The following is a 17710-nucleotide window of genomic DNA, read 5'->3' as shown; positions in this document are numbered from 1 at the left end:
GACCGGCCTGTATTCATATATATGAGAAAGTGCCGAAATCTTGCCATCCTGTGCTAAAAATCCGTCACTTAACTGTTATTCTTAACCCATAAATTCATATCTTCGATTTTGTCAAAAATGAAACAGTTATTTGCCAGCCTCCCCCTGTACTCGTAGCCAAGCTGATAAAAAGCAGCATTCATACCGAAGGAAAGCGCCCGTGCAATGGAATACACGCAATAAATCTCATTGCTAGCAAGGTCATCTTCAAGCTGACTGATTAAAAGTTTTATTAAGCCAAACTGCCGATGCTCCGGCAAGGTGGCACAGTCTGTGATTTCAGCGTTATGATATTTAGTGTTCACTTCGGCAGAAGCACTGCTGACGATTTGTCCTTCAAACTCATAAATATAAAAAACAGTCCCGCTCTCCATACATTTTTTTATATATTGCGGATCCTCGATCGGCACCGGATAAACATCGAAGACCTTGCGGTAAAATTTTACTAGCTGTTCCGCATCCTCTTGTTTTGCTTTCCTGGCTATATATCCTACAGGCGGCAACAACGATTCATTTTTTGGTTGAAGCGATAAGACTCCCTGTAAAATTAAGTCTTCTTCCGCCCATTTACCGCTGCTTCTCCTTTCATCCTGAAAATATTTCACAAAAAAATAGCAGTCGCTTCCCGAGAAATAGTGGTCCAGCACTCCTTCTAATAAAAACCCTCGGCTTATAAGCTGTGAAAAATTTTCCTTTCTGGCTTTAAAAATTAGTTTATCAGCAGCGATACCAGCTACGGCTTTTTGTGCTTCTTCCACGCACTTAGTAAAGTCTCCAAGGTAATCATCTACTCTGACCCTGCGATTATACGGGTCTAGGGTGAGATTCAATGTGAAGCCGCGCTTCTTGATAACTTTTTGTTGACTTTCCATAGCTTCCTCCATGTTATGAATTGGTGGTTTATAATCCAACTGCTACAAAAGGCCTGATCATGAAGAAATCAGGCCTTTATCCTTTTAATTTTCTAATAGGCTTGTTCCAGCTTGATCCACTCCGCACCATTCAATAATCGCTAGGGCAATGATTTCCGCCGCTTCAATCACTTTGTCTATTTCTATATATTCATTTGCGTCATGGGCAACCTCGGTTTTCCCTGGCCCAAACACAATGACCGGGATACCACCTACATTCGATAAGTAGCCTCCGTCCGTACCCCACGGCGAAGCCTCGATGACAGGAGGCTTCTGCATCACTTTGCTAAAGTTATTTGAAAGCGTTTCCATTAATGGATGATGCAAGTCGAGATTTCCCGGCAGCCATCTCGCACCAAACCATTCTATTTCTATCGGCTTTTGGTGGAACCATTCATGTTCTGCATTTAAACTAGCAATACAATCCTCCATAGCCCTCTGTGCTGATTCCATTGTTTCTGTTGGGGCTATACCGAAACGCCCTTCAATAATGGCTTTATCCGGAACAGATGAAGGCCATGAACCACTTTCGATTTTTCCTATATTAATAGGAATCGGAATTTTTATATCTTTATATAGAGGATGATCAAGGGAATCATTTCTATACTTCTCCAGGGCCTTGATTTCGTTCACCACTTCGAGCGCAAGATCAATGGCACTTACTCCTTCATATCTCGTTCCTCCATGGGCAGATTTCCCCTTTACAGTCAACCTAAACCACATTGACCCCTGTTGAAGTGGAAAAAATTTCATATTGGTTGGTTCAGGAATAATCGCACCATCTGCCTGATACCCCCGTAAAACGGCAGCAAGAGTACCGGCACCTCCGCTTTCCTCTTCTATGACACTTTGAAATATGACATCGCCCTTCAACGTGATACCGAGTGATAGAATGGCATCGAGAGCCAAAAGCAGTGAGACTGTTCCTCCCTTCATATCTGTTGTCCCGCGGCCATATACCTTTCCATCCCTCAATATACCGCTGAAAGGATCGTCATCCCAGTCCTTTGGGTTGCCCTCTGGCACCACATCAATATGCCCGTTTAGAATCAGTGATTTTCCACCGCCTGAGCCCTTTAGAACAGCCACAAGATTTGGGTTTCCTTTAAAATCCGTTCTGTCACAATAAAAATTAGAATGGTTCCGTAATGAATCATCACCTAATTCCCATAAATCAATGGAAAGGCCTAGTTCCCTGCATTTTTCTAAAATGATTGCTTGGGCCCTGCCTTCCTGCCCCCTTTTGCTCGGCTCCTGCACGAGGCGCTGTAAGAGTCTGATTCCCCTCATGCCATTTTGCTTTAGCCATTCATGAATAGTCTGGTTATGAATCATATGCACATCCCCCTTCTGCGCTTGCTACTCTCCTAATAGGGTTAATGAATCGGAGATATCAAACTTTGCCTCTGTACTAGCTTTAACTTCATCAATTGTGTATGGTAAAAACAAATCTGTTAGCAGCAGACCGTCTTTCATAACTAAAAACACACCCATTTCCGTTATGACCATATGAACACACCTTTTTGCTGTCAGCGGTAAGGTGCAGCGTTTTACCAGCTTTGATTTTCCGTTTTTGTCTCTATGATTCATAAGGACAATTACTTTCTTTGCTTTTGCGGCGAGATCCATCGCCCCTCCCATGCCAGGGACTCTTTTTCCTGGTACGATCCAATTAGCAAGATCCCCATTTTCGCTAACCTGCAGCGCACCAAGGATTGTCACATCTATCAAACCCTTTCGAATCATCCCAAAGGCAGTTGTGCTATCACAGTAAGAACCGCCGTTCCTTAACGTAACCGGATAGCCGCCGGCATTGCATAAATGGGCGTCTTCCTCCCCTTCTTTAGGGGATTTCCCCATTCCGACAATTCCGTTTTCTGCATGGAACATAATGGAATGGCCGGCCGGTAAATGATCTGGTACAAGCGAAGGAATTCCAATTCCAAGATTAACAAGCATACCGTCACTAATTTCCATTGCGGCCCGCTGTGCGATTTTATGCCTTATTTCCGTTCCCAAACCCATTGCCAATCAACCCCCTCCGATTCGACAATATGGTCAACGAATACACCCGGTGTCACAATTTCTTCGGGATTAAGCCTACCGAGAGGCACAATCTCTTTGGCTTCAGCTATTGTCACTGTCCCAGCCATGGCAGCCAATGGATTTGTGTTTCGCGCACTCTTGTCGTATACAAGATTTCCAAAAGGATCCGCTTTTTCCGCATAAACAATCGAAACATCCGCCGTAAGTGCTGTTTCAACGAGAAACGTTTTCCCACCCAGTTTGATGGTTTGCTTATCCCGCTTAACGATTTCTTCATCCACACCGATATCCGTCAGGATACCTCCAAGTCCCATTCCCCCGGCCCTCATTCTTTCAACAAGAGTTCCCTGCGGTGAAAATTCAACTTCAAGCTCCCCGGTGGTCAAATATCTTACAGCGTTTGGATTCGAACCAATATGGGAGGCAATGATTTTTTTTGCTCTTTTTTCTGTCACTAGTTTTCCAATTCCGATTTGTGGAAACCCCGTATCATTTCCAATCAATGTGAGATCCTTGATTCCCAACTCCAGAATAAGGCTAACTAGGCCGGGCGGGGTGCCAATCCCTCCGAAACCTCCAAACATGATGCTCATTCCGTCTTCAAACAAATGCTTAAGATCAGTAAAGTGACATATTTTTTGAAATGTATTTTGAATCAACTCTTTTCACTTCCCCGTAAAGAAGTTGTTACGTACCTGCCTGCAATCTTTCTTCAAACTGGGACAATGTACGATTCAACCTCCGCATAAGGTCTTCGATTTCCCGTTTTGTAATGGTTAGAGGAGGAGAAATGATAATAGCTGCCCCCCCCACGCCGTCCACCCCTGCAGAAGCCGGGTATAAAAGCAGTCCGTTTTCTTGCGCTAGGCGTATGATATTGTTCGTCACATCGATATCAGCCGGAAATGGTTCCTTTGTTTCCCTATCTTGTACAAACTCGACTCCTAACAGTAAGCCCTTGCCACGGATATCACCAATGAAAGGATACCTGTACGAAAGCTTTTCTAAAAGATTTCTTAGATAAATGCCTGATTTTAATGCTTTTTCGTCTAGTCCTTTTTTTTCTACATAATCAAGGACAGCTAGTGAAACCGCACAGGATTGTGGGTTTGCACTTAGAGTGTGCCCCGCCATGATGGATTTTGAACCATTTAAGATTGGTTCCATGACTTTTTCTGTCATAACTGCAGCCCCTATTGGCGTATATCCTCCACTCATCCCCTTTCCAAAGGCGATAATGTCAGGCTCCACCCCCCAATGGCCGCTAGCAAGAATTTTTCCGGTCCTGCCAAATCCAGTCATCACTTCATCCGCAATAAACAATACGTCGTATTCTTCACAAATTGCTTTTAAGCGCTGTAAATACCCATCCGGCGGGGAGATTGCAGCACCTGCTGCACCGATAACCGGTTCTGCAATAAACGCTGCCACACTGTCGGGGCCGGTTCTCCTGATGGCCCACTCCAATTCATCTGCACAGGGAAATTCACAGCCCCCAGGCTCCAGGTTATAAGGGCAGCGATAACAATACGGCGCCGAAACTGAAGGATAGGTTTCCAAGATTGAGGTAAAGCGTTCCCTGCGTTGAGGGTGGCCTGACATAGACAACGCTCCAAGAGTGATCCCATGATAGCTCATCCATCTGGAGATGATCCTGTTTTTTTTTGGCAATCCTTTTTCCTGCCAATGCTGCACAGCGATTTTGAGTGCCGTTTCCGTTGCTTCCGAACCACTATTGACAAAAAAGCTCCAGGAGTACCTGCCATTTGTCATGGCAGATATTTTTGCTGCGAGCTCTTCAGCCGCCTCACTCGTAAATTGGGAGCGATAGACAAATGATACTTTTCTCGCCTGGCCATCCATTGCCGCCCAAACTTCTTCCACGCCATGTCCAATATTGGCGGTTACCGCACCGGATGAGCCATCGAGGTATTCGTTGCCGTTAGTATCGTATAAATAAACTCCTTTGCCATGGCTGACCATTGGATATACTCCATCCAGGACAGGCTTTATGAGAGATGTGCGATTCATCTTTTTAGCACGCTCCTTGTTCGTCTTCAAGACAAATAGCAATATAGTAAATTCTATGAAGGGGTCTGACGATTCTTTCATACTATTTCGGATTAATCTTTGTTGAAAGGCAAAAAGACTGCCATCTTTTAAACCAGCCTCCTCTAAATTATACGATTGCACTGCATATCTGCGACTGCAGTCTTTCCTTTTGATTCCTATACAACGTCATGAGTGATCATACTCCCAAGCGTCTGCCTGGGTAAGCCCCACGTGTAATCTCAGCCCCTAGCCCAGTCCACATAGAGGCCAGAAATTAGTCGCGTTTTGTCTTTAAAAAATGAAAAACCGGCCTCTCTGCAAGGCCGGTTTTGGTCAGGTTATTCATGCGTAAAATGAAGCACCTATAATGATTAAAAGAATGAACAATACAACTATTATGGCAAAGCCTCCGCCTAAGCCGCAGCAGCCAGCTCCATAACCGCCATAACCACCATACCCATAACCCATTGGGCCGTATCCGTACATAAATTCCACTCCTGTTGTTCGGGATTTTCTTTACACCCTACCATATGTCAATTAGCCCTTTATGGTTTGTGCTTGAGCTCATAATCATAAAGATTAAGGTTTTTTTACTTTTGTATTTCAATCACGTAACGAATAAAGTATAATTTGAAAACGAATTGATAAAAATCTAATCAAAATATTGAGATTATGGGGGAACACTTTTTGATAAGAAAGAACCGTCTCACTGTCCCTAACACAATTGTTGCTACCCTACTTATTGTGATATGTTCTTTTACCTTGCAAAAAGCCCATATAACATATGGATTCGATAATTCCCTTACTGTATATGAAAAGATAAGTGGTCAAAAACCTATCAGATATACAGTGATTGGCGACAGTATCGGCCGCGGTTCAGGGGCTGATACTTCCGATCAACGATGGTTCAAGATACTGGAAAGAAAAATGGAAGAGCGTGGAGTCCGCATGTCCGGTGAATATATCGTCCAGAGCGGCGCTACTGCATTCGAAGGATTATATAGACTTTCATCATTAGCAAATCCCGAGAAATCGGATCTTGTCTTCATCGTCTTCGGTGAAAATGACCGTAAGTATATGTCAACGAGGGATTTTGGCATATTATATGAATCCTTGATCAGAAAAGCCAAATCTGTTTTCCCTAACGCCGAAATCATGACGATTACGGAGAGCAGCCTTTCCTATGAGGATTTTGCCTGGGAGATTGAAAAGATATCGTCCCATTATCATACTGCCCATGTTGATATGCGGCCTGTGTTTAAAAATACCGGATTGCCTCCGAAAGAGCTGACAAGGGATCTAGTGCATCCTAACGGCAGGGGCTATCAATTATATGCCGAAACTATATATAAGCAGCTAATAGCGAATAGCAAAAACGAAAAAGAAATTGCAGCGTTTATTGAACCTTTACATGAACGCTTATTTTATTCGTACAGAACGATTTCTTCCTTCCAGTCAAAAGAAGGATTCACATTGGAGAATGGATATATGACAAGCGGAAGGGAAGGAAGCTTCCTGGAATCCGATTTTGTGGGCAATATCTTAGGGGTAAAGCTGGTTAGAGGCCCAGATGGAGGACAAGTCAACGTATATATTGACGGAGAATTCATTACAACGTTAAGCACATGGTGGCCTTTTCAACGGGAACGGCAATTGTATGTAACAAGCTCTTTATCCGACGGCAAGCACACGGTGCGTTTCGAGGTATCAGGAAACATACCGCAGTATAATGCCACAGGCAGATCCGTGGTTCGGATATCCTCCATTATTTCAAGCACTCGAGAATAAAAAAATAAACTCCGGACCCGGAGTTTATTTTTTTATTTATTTTGGCTTTACCGTGAAGAATGGGGTTTGCCCTCTTGTTAATAGTGTTTCAGTCGTTTTTTTAAAGCTTTCTGCTTTTTCTCCATTCGTAAGGATGATTGGGGTTACGGTGCTCTTCGCTTTTTCCCTTATAATATCAAGGTCAAAAGAGATAAGCTTGTCCCCTTGTTTTACCTTATCCCCTTCTTTGACAAAGCTTTCAAATCCTTCGCCATTCAAAGTGACAGTCTCCAACCCGATATGGATCAAAATTTCTATCCCATTGTTTGTTTCCAGACCAACAGCATGCTTGGTAGGGAACACTTGCAATACCCTTGCATTAACTGGTGCAACCACTACCCCTTCCGCCGGTTCAATCGCCAGCCCGTCTCCCATCATTTTCTCGGAAAAAACGGGATCCGGAACATCTTCAAGTTGCACGAGCTTTCCCGTAATAGGGGCGGTTATCACTTCTTCTTCGGCCTTTTTGCCAAATAACTTCTTAAACAATACATACACCAACCTTATTCATTTAATGTCGTACCCATGCTGCTACTTTTATTAGGATACAGTTGAGAGCCGTTAACTAAACAGCTTTTTGTACTCGCCGAATCCTTCTTTCTCAAGGTCTGATACTGGAATGAATCTCAGGGCTGCGGAATTAATGCAATAACGCAATCCGGTTGGTCCTGGCCCATCATTAAATACATGCCCCAAATGCGAATCCGCCGTTTTGCTGCGGACCTCAGTACGCCTCATCCCAAAGCTTAAATCTGTTTTTTCAATGATTTCCTCTTCTCCGATCGGCTTGGTAAAGCTTGGCCATCCGCAGTTTGAATCAAATTTATCCTTTGAAGTAAAAAGGGGTGTTCCCGAAACGATATCAACATAAAGCCCTTCCTCTTTATGATTCCAAAATTCATTGCGGAAAGGCGGTTCGGTCCCACTATTCTGTGTTACTTCATATTGGATTGGTGTCAGCTTTTTCTTTTTTTCTTCAAACTTACTCATTAGATTCACCCCAATGTTTGTCAATAAAAGCAGCCCGTCCGGAGCCTACACGATAGGCTTTATAGTGATCAGGCTTTTTCTTGTAGTAATCCTGGTGGTATTCTTCTGCGGCATAAAATTCTTTTACCGGCAAGATAGGTGTGACGATTGGGCGAGAAAAATGTCTGCTTTGCTGTAGCATTGCTTTTGACTGCTCAGCGATTTCTTTTTGTTCCTGGCTATGATAAAAGATTGCCGTTTGATAAGAGCTTCCCCTGTCTCCAAACTGGCCGCCTTCATCAGTCGGGTCAATCTGCTGCCAGAATAATTCAACCAGCTTTTCGTAAGGATATACTTCTGGGTCAAACGTAATTTGCACAGCTTCATAATGCCCGGTCGTGCCAGAACATACTTCTTCATAAGTTGGATTTTCCTTGGTACCGCCGGTATAACCGGACACAACTGATATAATACCTTCCTGTTCATGGAACGGTTTTACCATACACCAGAAGCAGCCGCCTGCAAAGGTTGCTTTTTCGTATTCTTTAGACATAGTCGAATATCCTCCATTCCGGCTTATACCTGTTTTATCTAATGAATTTTATCGTTTTTTTCCAAGCCTGTAAAATGATTTGCTGTAAGAAAATGAAATGCAGTGGATAAAGCTATTTGGTTTTCGTTTAAAACGTATTCAGTAGCATATGAACAACAGTTTGCATATTTTATGGAAACTTAAACGATAGGAGTGGGGTAGGATGCTCCCAATTGATGGCAATTTTTTTCAGAACGCAGTTATGTATGATTTCCTTGCTAACTATTATAAATATACTCGGCCAGACTTGCATGTCCATTATTACCAACTGCATCTTTTAAGCATGCAGAATGCATTTTTCTATGCAAGCACTGGACTGGCGCTGCCTGAAAAGAGAATTGCCACCGCCCGTGTTCTCCTAACAGCTCCAGACAGCCCAGCAATGAATATCTTTATCAACCAAAATCCTGTTTATCAAAATGTCGAGAGCCAAACGATAAGCAATTATGCCTCTCTCCCTGAGGGCTGCCATCACTTTAATATATTACAGGCAGATAAAAAAAATCCAGCTGCTTCCACACCGAGATTCACGATACTGTCTGGAAACATTTATACACTGCTGGTATCCGGCTCTCCGGAAAACTTGCATGTGGACGCCATTCAGGATGATCCCTTCGTACCGGCAGAAGAAACTAAAATCCGGTTTGCCCATTTTTCTCTGGAAACGCCAGACCTGGATATCGCGGTTAAAAACGGAGATGTCGTTTTTCAGAAAGTAGCATTTCGAAATGCCACCGATTACCTTGCGCTAACCCCAATGGCAGTCGATCTGGAGGTGAGGGTTGCTGGCAGCCGCGATGTTATACTCCCACTCGAAAGAATTAGATTTGAAAAGGATGTTAGTTACACAATTTATTTGCTTGCCAGCAAGGAAAAAGCATCTCAGTTAACTGCGATTATGTTAACCCCCTAAACAAGCATTGGAGAACCTGGAAAACATGCGGCAAGAAGTAGCTAGAAAAACAAAGAGGATCAATTACAAATCATTTATTTTTGTGAAGGGACTGTCAACAAGAAGGAGATATCGTCCTCATTCAAATTAAATGTTTTTGCCTTAATCCTGATATCGCTTTTCAGCTTCATATTTTGCAGGGAAACATAGATCAATTCATCCCCTGGCCGGATGCTCACCCAATCGGGGATTTTATAGCGTTCCTTCACAAATCTTAGCACATAGGAAACAGGAAGGTTCATTTGACCAACTGAAATGGATTTTTGCCTTAGCTCCAGATCACCGTTCTCGAGGGCTATTGGTTCAAATGCCATTTGCAGTTCAAGATTTTTTCCAAAGACCGGCAGAGTTCCGAAAAGCTGAACATCATCATGCAAAAATACTTCATAATGAATCAGGCCGGAAAATCCTTCTTTGTCCAAGTACCGGTTAATAAGCCGGTTTAAGTCTTTTTTGTTTGTATCAACGGTGAACTGAATATCTTCACTGCTTGAATATCCAGGAGTGATCTTGTCATCTTTGACAGGTTGGAAAGCAAAAAACAACACGATAAAAAATGCCATCAAATTAAGCGCAAGTAAGGAAAAAAATAAATTTTTCCACTTCATATGGCGTTCCATTCTGTTATTCTTCATCCTTTTTAGCGCTCGCCTCCAAACTATTTTCCCCAAAACGGTTACTTTCCATCGTACCATAGATTCGTGACGCAATCATTTCATAGCCACGATCATTTGGATGGAATAAATCCTCATCAAAAAGCAAATCCTCTTGCGTGTTTTTAAAGATATCCCCTATTTCAATAAAATAAGCATTGGAATAATTGGTCACAACTTCTCTGGATATTCCATCCCACTCGTACATAATCGTATCCAGTTCCCTAAAGTTACTCAACCAGTTCGAAAAAGGATTATATAATCCAACTAGATAAATATCAGCATCCTGGTTATACAAACGTACTTTGTCCATTATCTTTATCAATCTTTCTTTATACCCGGTCTTAGCTTGTGTGAACTGATCCATTGTGAGATTCGAAATATGATCCCTCACAATCTTTATGACATCATTACCACCGATCGTAATAATGATACATTCTGCATTTTGGATGTCCTCTTTCATTTTTTCACCATCAAGCCTGGTTAGCAGTTGATCCGTCCTGTTACCACGTTTTCCATGATTGATCATATACGCGGCGGTCACTTCTGGCTCTTTTTCAAGCTTTTTTCTCAAATATGGCAAATAACCGCCTTGGTTTGTGCTGTCGCCAACCCCTTGAGTGAGCGAATCACCGATTGAAACGATCTGGACCGGGTCAGGAAAAAAGGATACAGGAACCGCCTCTTTCATTTCCATACTGATTCTACTTTTATGAAGACCATTGCTGTCCTGATCAACCCACCTTGCATCAGAACAGGCAGACAAAAAGAACATCGCACAAAAGAAAAGACAGGTGACTTTTAATTTCAAGGCTCTCACCTTCCTTTTGGCAGGAAAGAAAGTTCTTTCCTGCATACTTCGGAACCAAGACTAACTGCGCCACGGCCTCATGTCTTCGCCTGTGTGACCCACATCTTGTGGGCCTAACTACGCCTTTGTCTTCGCCTTAAATGGCTGGCCAATCGGCGAGTTTTCTAATATTATTTATATTATATCACGGATACAAAGTTTACTTTCGGCACATGCATTATGAATGCACCCTTTTATCCATAAAAAAAAGGCCTTCCCTAGGCCAATTTAATTACTTTGCAAAATTTTTATGTGTTTGATGATTTCATCCATTGGGATTTTATTAAGGCCGGTATAATAACGGATGATTTTTCCATCCTGGTCCACCAGGTAAAAATCCGTCCCATGAATGACCTGGTCCTGTTCCTTGGGTTTCTGGACAATTGTTTTGAAATTTTCCATGGCAAATTGTTCAATCTCTTTTTGGCCATAACCTGTCAAAAAGTGCCAATTGGAAAAGTCCACATGAAACGTCGACGCGTACTTCTTCAATACGTCGGGTGTATCCATTTCGGGGTCAACCGAAAACGATACAAACTCCACATCTGCCAATCCTTCCTCCTTAACCCGTTCTTGAAGCTTGGCCATATTCGAAGTCATGGGAAGACAAACAGTTTCACAATTTGTAAAAATAAAGTCAGCAACCCACACCTTGCCTTTCAGGTCACTTTTCGAAAAGGGTTCCCTATCTTGGTCGGTGAAGGTAAAGCTGTCAACATCCCAGTTTTTCGCATCAGGAACTTTTCCAGGACCGCATGCAGCCAGCAGCAGGATGGTACCAAAAATAATGGCGGCGGCTGATAGTTTCAGTTTCTTCATTGTTTTCCCATCCTTTTATGTAATAACCAGTTAATTATATCAGACAGAAAAGAAGCGTTGAAGAAAAATAGTTTAACAAATTAATGGCTACAGATACATGAAGGAAATTCGCAGAAAATAGAAAACAGATTTTCCTAACCTAATCATTACCTTACTGTTTCCACCATTTAACGATGATAAAATGTTGAAACAACATCAGTAAACAGTATTTTTATGATAAGATAACAAATATTCGAACTATACAAAGCAGGTGAAAGCGAATGAAGAAAAAGTTTGGAATTGTTGCCTCTATGATTCTTTCATCCTTCCTCTTTTTATCAGGCTGTGGAAACGAAACAACATCCTCACAGCAAGGTAAACAAGCTGGAAAAGAGACAAGCAGCCATAAAGAGGAACATCAACACCATACGAGCAGCGGAGATATTCAAGAGGAAACCAAAACCGCAAATGTGATGCCGGACTTTTTAAACGGCAAACCGGAGGAAATGGCGGCGATTTATGCAGCGGCCCCAAAATACCAGGAGCTGCTTGAACATATCCCGTGCTATTGTGGCTGCAACGATTCGGCTGGACATCGCGATAATTATGATTGCTTCATTCATGAAAACAAAAATAATGGAGCCGTTGTCTGGGATGACCACGGCACAAAATGCGGTGTATGCCTTATTACCGCAGCAGAATCGATCAACCAATTAAATGAAGGTAAGAGCATAAAGGAAATTCGGGAGTATATTGATAATAAATACAAAGAAGGATACCCGGAGCCAACACCTACTCCACAGCCTAAAGGTTAAAGCGTTTAACCCCACTTGAATCACAAGCGGGGTTTTCCTGTGTTTTTTGCATCAATCCCAGTAATACATGAGGGCCATTGCTCCCTCGCCTGCATGGGTACTGATAACCGGTGTTGTACTTTCAATTTGGATATTCTCTACCCCTGACACTTCTTTAATGGCCTCCCTTACCTTATCCGATAAGGTAAACCCATTGGCATGGGCAATGCCTACTCCCCTTACGATTTTCCCTTTTGTGTCTTCAAGAAATTTATTCACGAGCTTCTTCACAATTTGGGACTGGCTCCGCGCCTTAGTTAAGGGATTCAAAGCCCCGTTTTGAAGAGTCGCTATCGGTTTTATGTTAAGCAGAGAACCGATAAATGCAGAAGCCTTTCCTACCCTGCCCCCTTTGACAAGGTTATCAAGTGTATCAATCACAATGATCAGCCCTGTTTGGTTTTGGATCACTTCAAGCCTTTCTTTAATTTCCGCTGCAGTTTTTCCTTCCGTTGCCATTTTGGCTGCTTCAATCACTTGAAAAGACAGTGCCTTCGAAATGTATTTCGAATCAACTACAGTTACTTTGGCTTCAGACATGGCAGCCGCACTTTCTGCTGAGCGGACAGTCCCGCTCATTGCCCCTGTCATATGTATAGATAGAATTTCACTTCCATCGGCACCGAGTTTATTATAAACTTCCAAAAACGCACCAGTTGAGGGCTGAGAACTTTTCGGCAATTCCTTTGAATTTCTCATTCTTTCCAGGAACTCTTCATTGCCAATTTCTATTTTATCTAAAAAAACCTCACCATCAATCGAAATGGATAGGGGAATCATTTCAACTCCATACATTTCTAATTCTTCTGTGCTCATGTCGACCGTAGAATCTGTTACTATTTTCACCTTGCCCATATACTCACATCCCTATGATTACAATTCTCTTGTATTATACCTGTTAAGCTTGACCATTCAAACTGAATATAAAAAATAATATTACAAAAATCGATAATTTTCTTAATTTGATTAAGTCCAGACCCCGTCATGAATAAACAAATGAAAAAGCTGTCCATATATACCACTTATGGACAGCTTACTGCACTACGTTATTAAGTAATTCCGTATGGAAAGTTGTACAGAAACGGCCGCTTTATTATGGCCATCAGTATTTCTTAAACAAATATACAATCAGAGCATCTTAGTGCTCCCAGTCCATTTAAATCCCTTCTTGTTGTTCTGCTTCAAGCAAGTCCTTCTTCTGTTTACGCCTGAATACCACTTTTGAGAGAGTGATACTGATTTCGTATAAAAGAAGCAAAGGAACTGTCACTAAGAAATCAGACATGAAATCGGGCGGCGTGACAGTAATGGCTATCAGTATCAAAACAAAATAAGCGTATTTTCTAAGCTTTTGGAGGACATATGGGTTGATAATCCCGATTGATGTGAGGAACATCGCGATAGCCGGAAGTTCAAACAGTATAGCGAACGGGATTGTCATATTCATGACGAAACGGAAATATTTGTCGGCGGTAAAGTTTGTCACAAACAAATCGCCGCCTAAGTCTACAAGGAAATTCAACACGGTCGGGAAAATGATAAAGTAGCCAAACGAAAGACCCGCAATGAACAAAAAGAAAAGTGCAGGAATATAAGATAAAGTAACTTTGATTTCATTTGGCATTAATGCTGGCTTCACGAATAGCCAAAGCTGTAGCGCGAATACCGGAATAGTTGCCGCAATCGCAATGACTGAAGCAAGCATAAAGTAAACCCATATGATATCGCTCGGCCCGAGTACCATCAATTTCACTTCCAGGTCCCTTACAAGCCATTTATAAATATCTTCCACATAAATAAAAGCCAATATAAAGAAGACCACAAAAGAAACGGCTGTGATGATCAGCCTTTTTCTAAGCTCATCCAAGTGCTCGATAAGATTTAACTCTTTATCTGCCAAAATAATCATTCCTTCTCTAGAGTTAGAAACGAACAAGGCTGCCCTCTCTTTTCTCGGGCATAAAAAAGTGCAAGACAAAACATCTCGCACCCGAAAGGAATATATTATTTTACAGCTTTTTTCTTTTCTTCTTCGAATTCTTCCATAACATCGCTTGTCAACTCACGGGTTGATTTTTTGAATTCTCGTAAAGTCTGGCCAAAGGCCCTTCCAATCTCAGGGAGTTTTTTAGGCCCAAAAATGATTAAAGCAAGAACAAGGATTAAAATTAAACCGGGTACCCCAATATTCGAAAGCATGTAAACATCCCCTTTAATATCTTAACTTCTACTGCCATTATAGTATTTTTTAAATTTGAATGAAAGCGAAACCCTGATTCTTCATACTTATTTCACATATACAAAACACTAGCTTAATAAAATCCTTTTGAGTGTACGGAAGCCACTCCAATTTTATATTACCTGAATGTCCTAGGTAATTCCAGGTTATATCAGCAAATTAAACAGGTTGATGTCCTTATTAACATCAATAAATGGGAACCCCTTTTGTTCCATCCGAGAAATGAGGCCAGTGAAGTCCGCTTTGTTTTTCAATTCAATCCCAACGAGCGCTGGTCCGCTTTCTTTATTATTCTTTTTTGTATATTCAAATCTTGTAATGTCATCATCCGGCCCCAAGACTTCATCAAGGAATTCACGCAATGCTCCTGCCCTCTGCGGAAAATTCACGATAAAATAGTACAGAAGCCCCTCGTAGAGCATTGATTTTTCTTTAATTTCCTGCATTCTGCCAATATCATTATTGCCTCCGCTGATCACACAGACCACCGTTTTCCCCTTTATCTGCTCCTTATAGAAATCGAGGGCTGCAATCGGCAGTGCTCCCGCAGGCTCAGCAACAATCGCATGCTGATTATATAAATCAAGAATTGTCGTGCAAATCTTGCCTTCTGGGACTACCACGACATCCTTCACATTTTCCTGACATATGCTGTATGTCTGCTGCCCCACGCATTTCACTGCTGCCCCGTCCACAAATGTATCTATTTCGTCCAGGCTCTCTACCCTGCCGACTTGAAGAGAATGCTTCATAGAGGGTGCTCCTTCAGGCTCTACACCGATACATTTGGTTTCAGGCGACACACTTTTAAAATACGTAGACAAACCAGCCATTAACCCGCCGCCGCCAATGCCCGCAAAAACATAATCTATTTTTTCATCACAATCATTCAATATCTCTACGGCGACTGTTCCTTGGCCGGCAATTACTTTCTCATCATCAAACGGGTGGATGAATGTCCGGTTTTCTTCCTCGGCACATTCTGCCGCTTTGGCAAATGAATCATCGAAGGTATCCCCGGTCAGGATAATCTCAATGCTTTCCTTTCCAAAAAGCCGCACTTGATTCACCTTTTGTTTTGGAGTGGTAGCAGGCATATAAATTTTTCCATGGATTCCTAAGGCATTGCAGGCGAAGGCAACACCCTGGGCGTGGTTCCCGGCGCTCGCGCAAACAATCCCATTTTGCGTTTCTGTTTCAGTCAGGCTTTTCATTTTATAGTAAGCACCGCGGAGCTTGAATGACCTTACATGCTGGAGATCTTCCCGCTTTATATAAATATTGCATTGATACTTGTCCGAAAGGCGGCTATTTTTCTGTAACGGAGTGTGGGAAACAATATCTTTCAACTCCTGGTATGCGATAAGAATGTCCTCGATGTGAAGCCGCTTTTTTACCGAAGCTGCCTGATTCATTATATCCCTCTTTTTCAATCAAGTATTTAATTTGTAAATTATAACACTTTGCATCAATTAATCAACAGATTTTTCTAAACATTCTTGTTTCAGATAATTGAAGTTTGTTTCCACATGAAAGCGGCCCTCAGGATAGAAGAGCCGCCGTCTTTTTTATAACGAATTATTAACGTTACCCAATCAAATCTCTGTCTTTCGTTGCAAAACGATGAAGTCATGGGGATAACGGTTTTTTTCATCGATTTTGCCCCGGTTAAATGAAAGCTGTTCCCATTCTGCTTCATTTATTTCAGGAAAAAATGTATCACCTGCAAATACATGGTGGATCTCCGTTATGTACAGCCGGTCTGCCACAGGCAGAATTTCCTTGAAAATCTCCGCTCCGCCAATAACAAAAATTTCCTCAACTGTAGACTCCGCAAGTTTGATGACTTCATCGATTGAGTTAAGAACCGATACTCCCTCTGGTCTGAACTCAATATTGCGGGTGACAATAACATTCTCTCTTCCAGGAAGTATCCGGCCGATTGATTCAAAAGTCTTCCTTCCCATCACGATCGGGTGTCCCATCGTAACGTTTTTAAAATACTGTAAATCCGCTGGCAAATGCCATGGCAGTTTGTTGTCCTTACCAATCACGCGGTTTTCATCCATTGCAACCAACAGAGAAATCATACCGAAACTACTCCTTTAATATGCGGATGTGCGTCATAATTTTCCAGGGAAAAATCCTCGAAGGTGAAATCAAAAATATTCTTCACTTCCGGGTTAATCTTCATCTGCGGTAGTTTTTTCGGCTCCCGTGTAAGCTGTAATTCAACCTGCTCAACATGGTTTGCATAAATGTGCACATCGCCAAAAGTATGGACAAATTCGCCCGGCTTAAGCCCCGTAACCTGTGCAATCATCATCGTTAACAAAGCATACGAAGCAATATTAAAAGGCACCCCTAAAAACACATCAGCGGACCGCTGGTAGAGCTGGCAGGAAAGCTTTCCGTCCGACACATAAAACTGGAAAAACGCGTGGCAGGGCGGCAAAGCCATCTCTTCCAGCTCTCCAACATTCCATGCACTTACAATCAGACGCCGTGAGTAGGGATTCGTTTTTATTTGCTCGATCACCTGAGAAATTTGGTCAATCTGCCTTCCATCCGCCGCTCCCCACGATCTCCACTGTCGGCCATAGACCGGGCCAAGCTCTCCATTTGCATCCGCCCACTCATTCCAAATACGAACGCCATTGTCCTGAAGGTACGCCACATTCGTATCCCCTTTCAGGAACCAGAGCAATTCATGAATGATTGCCTTCAATGCAAGTTTTTTTGTCGTCAAAAGCGGAAAACCCTTTTCGAGGTCGAACCTCATCTGATAACCGAACGTACTGATTGTTCCTGTTCCAGTCCGGTCCTCTTTTTTTGTCCCGTTTTCAAGGACATGCTTACATAATTCCAAATATTGCTTCATCCTTAACCCACCCTCTAAAAAATCGTTACCTATAAGATTACCATCTT

The 17710-nt window shown here is 42.3% G+C and carries 21 protein-coding genes; 3 read left to right on the top strand and 18 right to left on the bottom strand.

Going from position 1 to position 17710, the window contains the following annotated elements; genetic code table 11:
- Nucleotides 1-68: 68 nt before the first annotated feature.
- From ablB to CUU64_RS06115, 6 genes are all read right to left on the bottom strand, one after another.
- Entirely contained in the window at nt 69-911 is an 843-nt protein-coding gene (gene ablB / locus CUU64_RS06140) for a putative beta-lysine N-acetyltransferase (protein WP_101632375.1), read from the bottom strand.
- Nucleotides 912-995: 84 nt separating this feature from the next.
- Complete coding sequence (locus CUU64_RS06135) at nt 996-2285, bottom strand: peptidase (RefSeq protein WP_101632374.1); 1290 nt, start codon at nt 2283-2285, stop codon at nt 996-998.
- A 24-nt stretch (nt 2286-2309) separates the two neighbouring features.
- Nucleotides 2310-2975 (bottom strand): 3-oxoacid CoA-transferase subunit B, encoded by a 666-nt coding sequence (locus tag CUU64_RS06130; protein WP_101632373.1) that lies wholly within the window; start codon nt 2973-2975, stop codon nt 2310-2312.
- A complete protein-coding gene (locus tag CUU64_RS06125; RefSeq protein ID WP_374702707.1) occupies nt 2954-3652 on the bottom strand; it encodes a CoA transferase subunit A in 699 nt (232 codons plus the stop codon). Before CUU64_RS06125 ends, CUU64_RS06130 begins: the two co-directional genes overlap by 22 nt.
- 31 nt (nt 3653-3683) lie before the next feature.
- A complete protein-coding gene (locus CUU64_RS06120) occupies nt 3684-5084 on the bottom strand; it encodes an aspartate aminotransferase family protein (RefSeq protein ID WP_374702706.1) in 1401 nt (466 codons plus the stop codon).
- A 306-nt stretch (nt 5085-5390) separates the two neighbouring features.
- Complete coding sequence (locus tag CUU64_RS06115) at nt 5391-5516, bottom strand: YjcZ family sporulation protein (RefSeq protein WP_101632944.1); 126 nt, start codon at nt 5514-5516, stop codon at nt 5391-5393.
- A 219-nt stretch (nt 5517-5735) separates the two neighbouring features.
- Here CUU64_RS06115 and CUU64_RS06110 point away from each other — a divergent pair, with 219 nt between their 5' ends.
- On the top strand, nt 5736-6836 hold the full coding sequence (locus CUU64_RS06110) for an SGNH/GDSL hydrolase family protein (RefSeq protein ID WP_180954475.1): 1101 nt from the start codon (nt 5736-5738) through the stop codon (nt 6834-6836).
- Between the two features lie 36 nt (nt 6837-6872).
- Here CUU64_RS06110 and CUU64_RS06105 read toward each other — a convergent pair whose 3' ends face one another.
- The 3 genes from CUU64_RS06105 to msrA form a co-directional block, all read right to left on the bottom strand.
- Nucleotides 6873-7364 (bottom strand): PTS sugar transporter subunit IIA, encoded by a 492-nt coding sequence (locus tag CUU64_RS06105; protein WP_101632370.1) that lies wholly within the window; start codon nt 7362-7364, stop codon nt 6873-6875.
- A 72-nt stretch (nt 7365-7436) separates the two neighbouring features.
- Entirely contained in the window at nt 7437-7865 is a 429-nt protein-coding gene (gene msrB / locus CUU64_RS06100; RefSeq protein ID WP_101632369.1) for a peptide-methionine (R)-S-oxide reductase MsrB, read from the bottom strand.
- Nucleotides 7858-8397 (bottom strand): peptide-methionine (S)-S-oxide reductase MsrA, encoded by a 540-nt coding sequence (gene msrA / locus CUU64_RS06095; protein WP_101632368.1) that lies wholly within the window; start codon nt 8395-8397, stop codon nt 7858-7860. Before msrA ends, msrB begins: the two co-directional genes overlap by 8 nt.
- 202 nt (nt 8398-8599) lie before the next feature.
- Here msrA and CUU64_RS06090 point away from each other — a divergent pair, with 202 nt between their 5' ends.
- Entirely contained in the window at nt 8600-9349 is a 750-nt protein-coding gene (locus CUU64_RS06090; RefSeq protein WP_101632367.1) for a DUF4397 domain-containing protein, read from the top strand.
- Between the two features lie 74 nt (nt 9350-9423).
- On the opposite strand, the gene CUU64_RS06085 is transcribed toward CUU64_RS06090, so the two are convergent.
- From CUU64_RS06085 to CUU64_RS06075, 3 genes are all read right to left on the bottom strand, one after another.
- A complete protein-coding gene (locus CUU64_RS06085) occupies nt 9424-10008 on the bottom strand; it encodes a YpmS family protein (RefSeq protein ID WP_257985437.1) in 585 nt (194 codons plus the stop codon).
- A gap of 4 nt (nt 10009-10012) precedes the next feature.
- On the bottom strand, nt 10013-10852 hold the full coding sequence (locus CUU64_RS06080; protein WP_180954474.1) for an SGNH/GDSL hydrolase family protein: 840 nt from the start codon (nt 10850-10852) through the stop codon (nt 10013-10015).
- A 267-nt stretch (nt 10853-11119) separates the two neighbouring features.
- On the bottom strand, nt 11120-11710 hold the full coding sequence (locus CUU64_RS06075) for an SCO family protein (RefSeq protein ID WP_101632364.1): 591 nt from the start codon (nt 11708-11710) through the stop codon (nt 11120-11122).
- Nucleotides 11711-11970: 260 nt separating this feature from the next.
- Between CUU64_RS06075 and CUU64_RS06070 the strand changes: the two genes are divergently transcribed.
- Nucleotides 11971-12504 (top strand): PCYCGC motif-containing (lipo)protein, encoded by a 534-nt coding sequence (locus CUU64_RS06070; RefSeq protein WP_101632363.1) that lies wholly within the window; start codon nt 11971-11973, stop codon nt 12502-12504.
- 51 nt (nt 12505-12555) lie between these two features.
- On the opposite strand, the gene CUU64_RS06065 is transcribed toward CUU64_RS06070, so the two are convergent.
- The 6 genes from CUU64_RS06065 to CUU64_RS06040 form a co-directional block, all read right to left on the bottom strand.
- Nucleotides 12556-13398, bottom strand: a complete 843-nt coding sequence (locus CUU64_RS06065; RefSeq protein ID WP_101632362.1) for a DegV family protein — start codon at nt 13396-13398, stop codon at nt 12556-12558.
- 301 nt (nt 13399-13699) lie between these two features.
- The gene (tatC, locus tag CUU64_RS06060) at nt 13700-14443 is read right to left on the bottom strand and encodes a twin-arginine translocase subunit TatC (protein WP_101632943.1); all 744 of its coding nucleotides are present in this window, start codon (nt 14441-14443) and stop codon (nt 13700-13702) included.
- A gap of 104 nt (nt 14444-14547) precedes the next feature.
- Nucleotides 14548-14742 (bottom strand): twin-arginine translocase TatA/TatE family subunit, encoded by a 195-nt coding sequence (locus CUU64_RS06055; RefSeq protein WP_101632361.1) that lies wholly within the window; start codon nt 14740-14742, stop codon nt 14548-14550.
- Between the two features lie 186 nt (nt 14743-14928).
- A complete protein-coding gene (gene ilvA / locus CUU64_RS06050) occupies nt 14929-16197 on the bottom strand; it encodes a threonine ammonia-lyase IlvA (protein WP_101632360.1) in 1269 nt (422 codons plus the stop codon).
- Nucleotides 16198-16377: 180 nt separating this feature from the next.
- Entirely contained in the window at nt 16378-16872 is a 495-nt protein-coding gene (locus CUU64_RS06045; RefSeq protein WP_101632359.1) for a dihydrofolate reductase, read from the bottom strand.
- A complete protein-coding gene (locus tag CUU64_RS06040) occupies nt 16869-17663 on the bottom strand; it encodes a thymidylate synthase (RefSeq protein WP_101632358.1) in 795 nt (264 codons plus the stop codon). Before CUU64_RS06040 ends, CUU64_RS06045 begins: the two co-directional genes overlap by 4 nt.
- Nucleotides 17664-17710 lie beyond the last annotated feature (47 nt).

Origin of the sequence: Bacillus sp. V5-8f, from assembly GCF_002863565.1 — a bacterium.
Classification (GTDB): Bacteria; Bacillota; Bacilli; order Bacillales; family DSM-1321; genus Peribacillus.
This window is presented reverse-complemented; position numbering and strand designations above follow the sequence as displayed.

What these genes read in the sequence shown, in the direction of transcription:
- msrA (WP_101632368.1), bottom strand. Translation starts at nt 8,397, where the DNA reads ATGTCTAAAGAATACGAAAAAGCAACCTTTGCAGGCGGCTGCTTCTGG.
- CUU64_RS06130 (WP_101632373.1), bottom strand. Translation starts at nt 2,975, where the DNA reads ATGGGTTTGGGAACGGAAATAAGGCATAAAATCGCACAGCGGGCCGCA.
- CUU64_RS06085 (WP_257985437.1), bottom strand. Translation starts at nt 10,008, where the DNA reads ATGGAACGCCATATGAAGTGGAAAAATTTATTTTTTTCCTTACTTGCG.
- ablB (WP_101632375.1), bottom strand. Translation starts at nt 911, where the DNA reads ATGGAAAGTCAACAAAAAGTTATCAAGAAGCGCGGCTTCACATTGAAT.
- CUU64_RS06115 (WP_101632944.1), bottom strand. Translation starts at nt 5,516, where the DNA reads ATGGGTTATGGGTATGGTGGTTATGGCGGTTATGGAGCTGGCTGCTGC.
- CUU64_RS06045 (WP_101632359.1), bottom strand. Translation starts at nt 16,872, where the DNA reads ATGATTTCTCTGTTGGTTGCAATGGATGAAAACCGCGTGATTGGTAAG.
- msrB (WP_101632369.1), bottom strand. Translation starts at nt 7,865, where the DNA reads ATGAGTAAGTTTGAAGAAAAAAAGAAAAAGCTGACACCAATCCAATAT.
- CUU64_RS06070 (WP_101632363.1), top strand. Translation starts at nt 11,971, where the DNA reads ATGAAGAAAAAGTTTGGAATTGTTGCCTCTATGATTCTTTCATCCTTC.
- CUU64_RS06055 (WP_101632361.1), bottom strand. Translation starts at nt 14,742, where the DNA reads ATGCTTTCGAATATTGGGGTACCCGGTTTAATTTTAATCCTTGTTCTT.
- CUU64_RS06090 (WP_101632367.1), top strand. Translation starts at nt 8,600, where the DNA reads ATGCTCCCAATTGATGGCAATTTTTTTCAGAACGCAGTTATGTATGAT.
- CUU64_RS06075 (WP_101632364.1), bottom strand. Translation starts at nt 11,710, where the DNA reads ATGAAGAAACTGAAACTATCAGCCGCCGCCATTATTTTTGGTACCATC.
- ilvA (WP_101632360.1), bottom strand. Translation starts at nt 16,197, where the DNA reads ATGAATCAGGCAGCTTCGGTAAAAAAGCGGCTTCACATCGAGGACATT.
- CUU64_RS06135 (WP_101632374.1), bottom strand. Translation starts at nt 2,285, where the DNA reads ATGATTCATAACCAGACTATTCATGAATGGCTAAAGCAAAATGGCATG.
- CUU64_RS06065 (WP_101632362.1), bottom strand. Translation starts at nt 13,398, where the DNA reads ATGGGCAAGGTGAAAATAGTAACAGATTCTACGGTCGACATGAGCACA.
- CUU64_RS06040 (WP_101632358.1), bottom strand. Translation starts at nt 17,663, where the DNA reads ATGAAGCAATATTTGGAATTATGTAAGCATGTCCTTGAAAACGGGACA.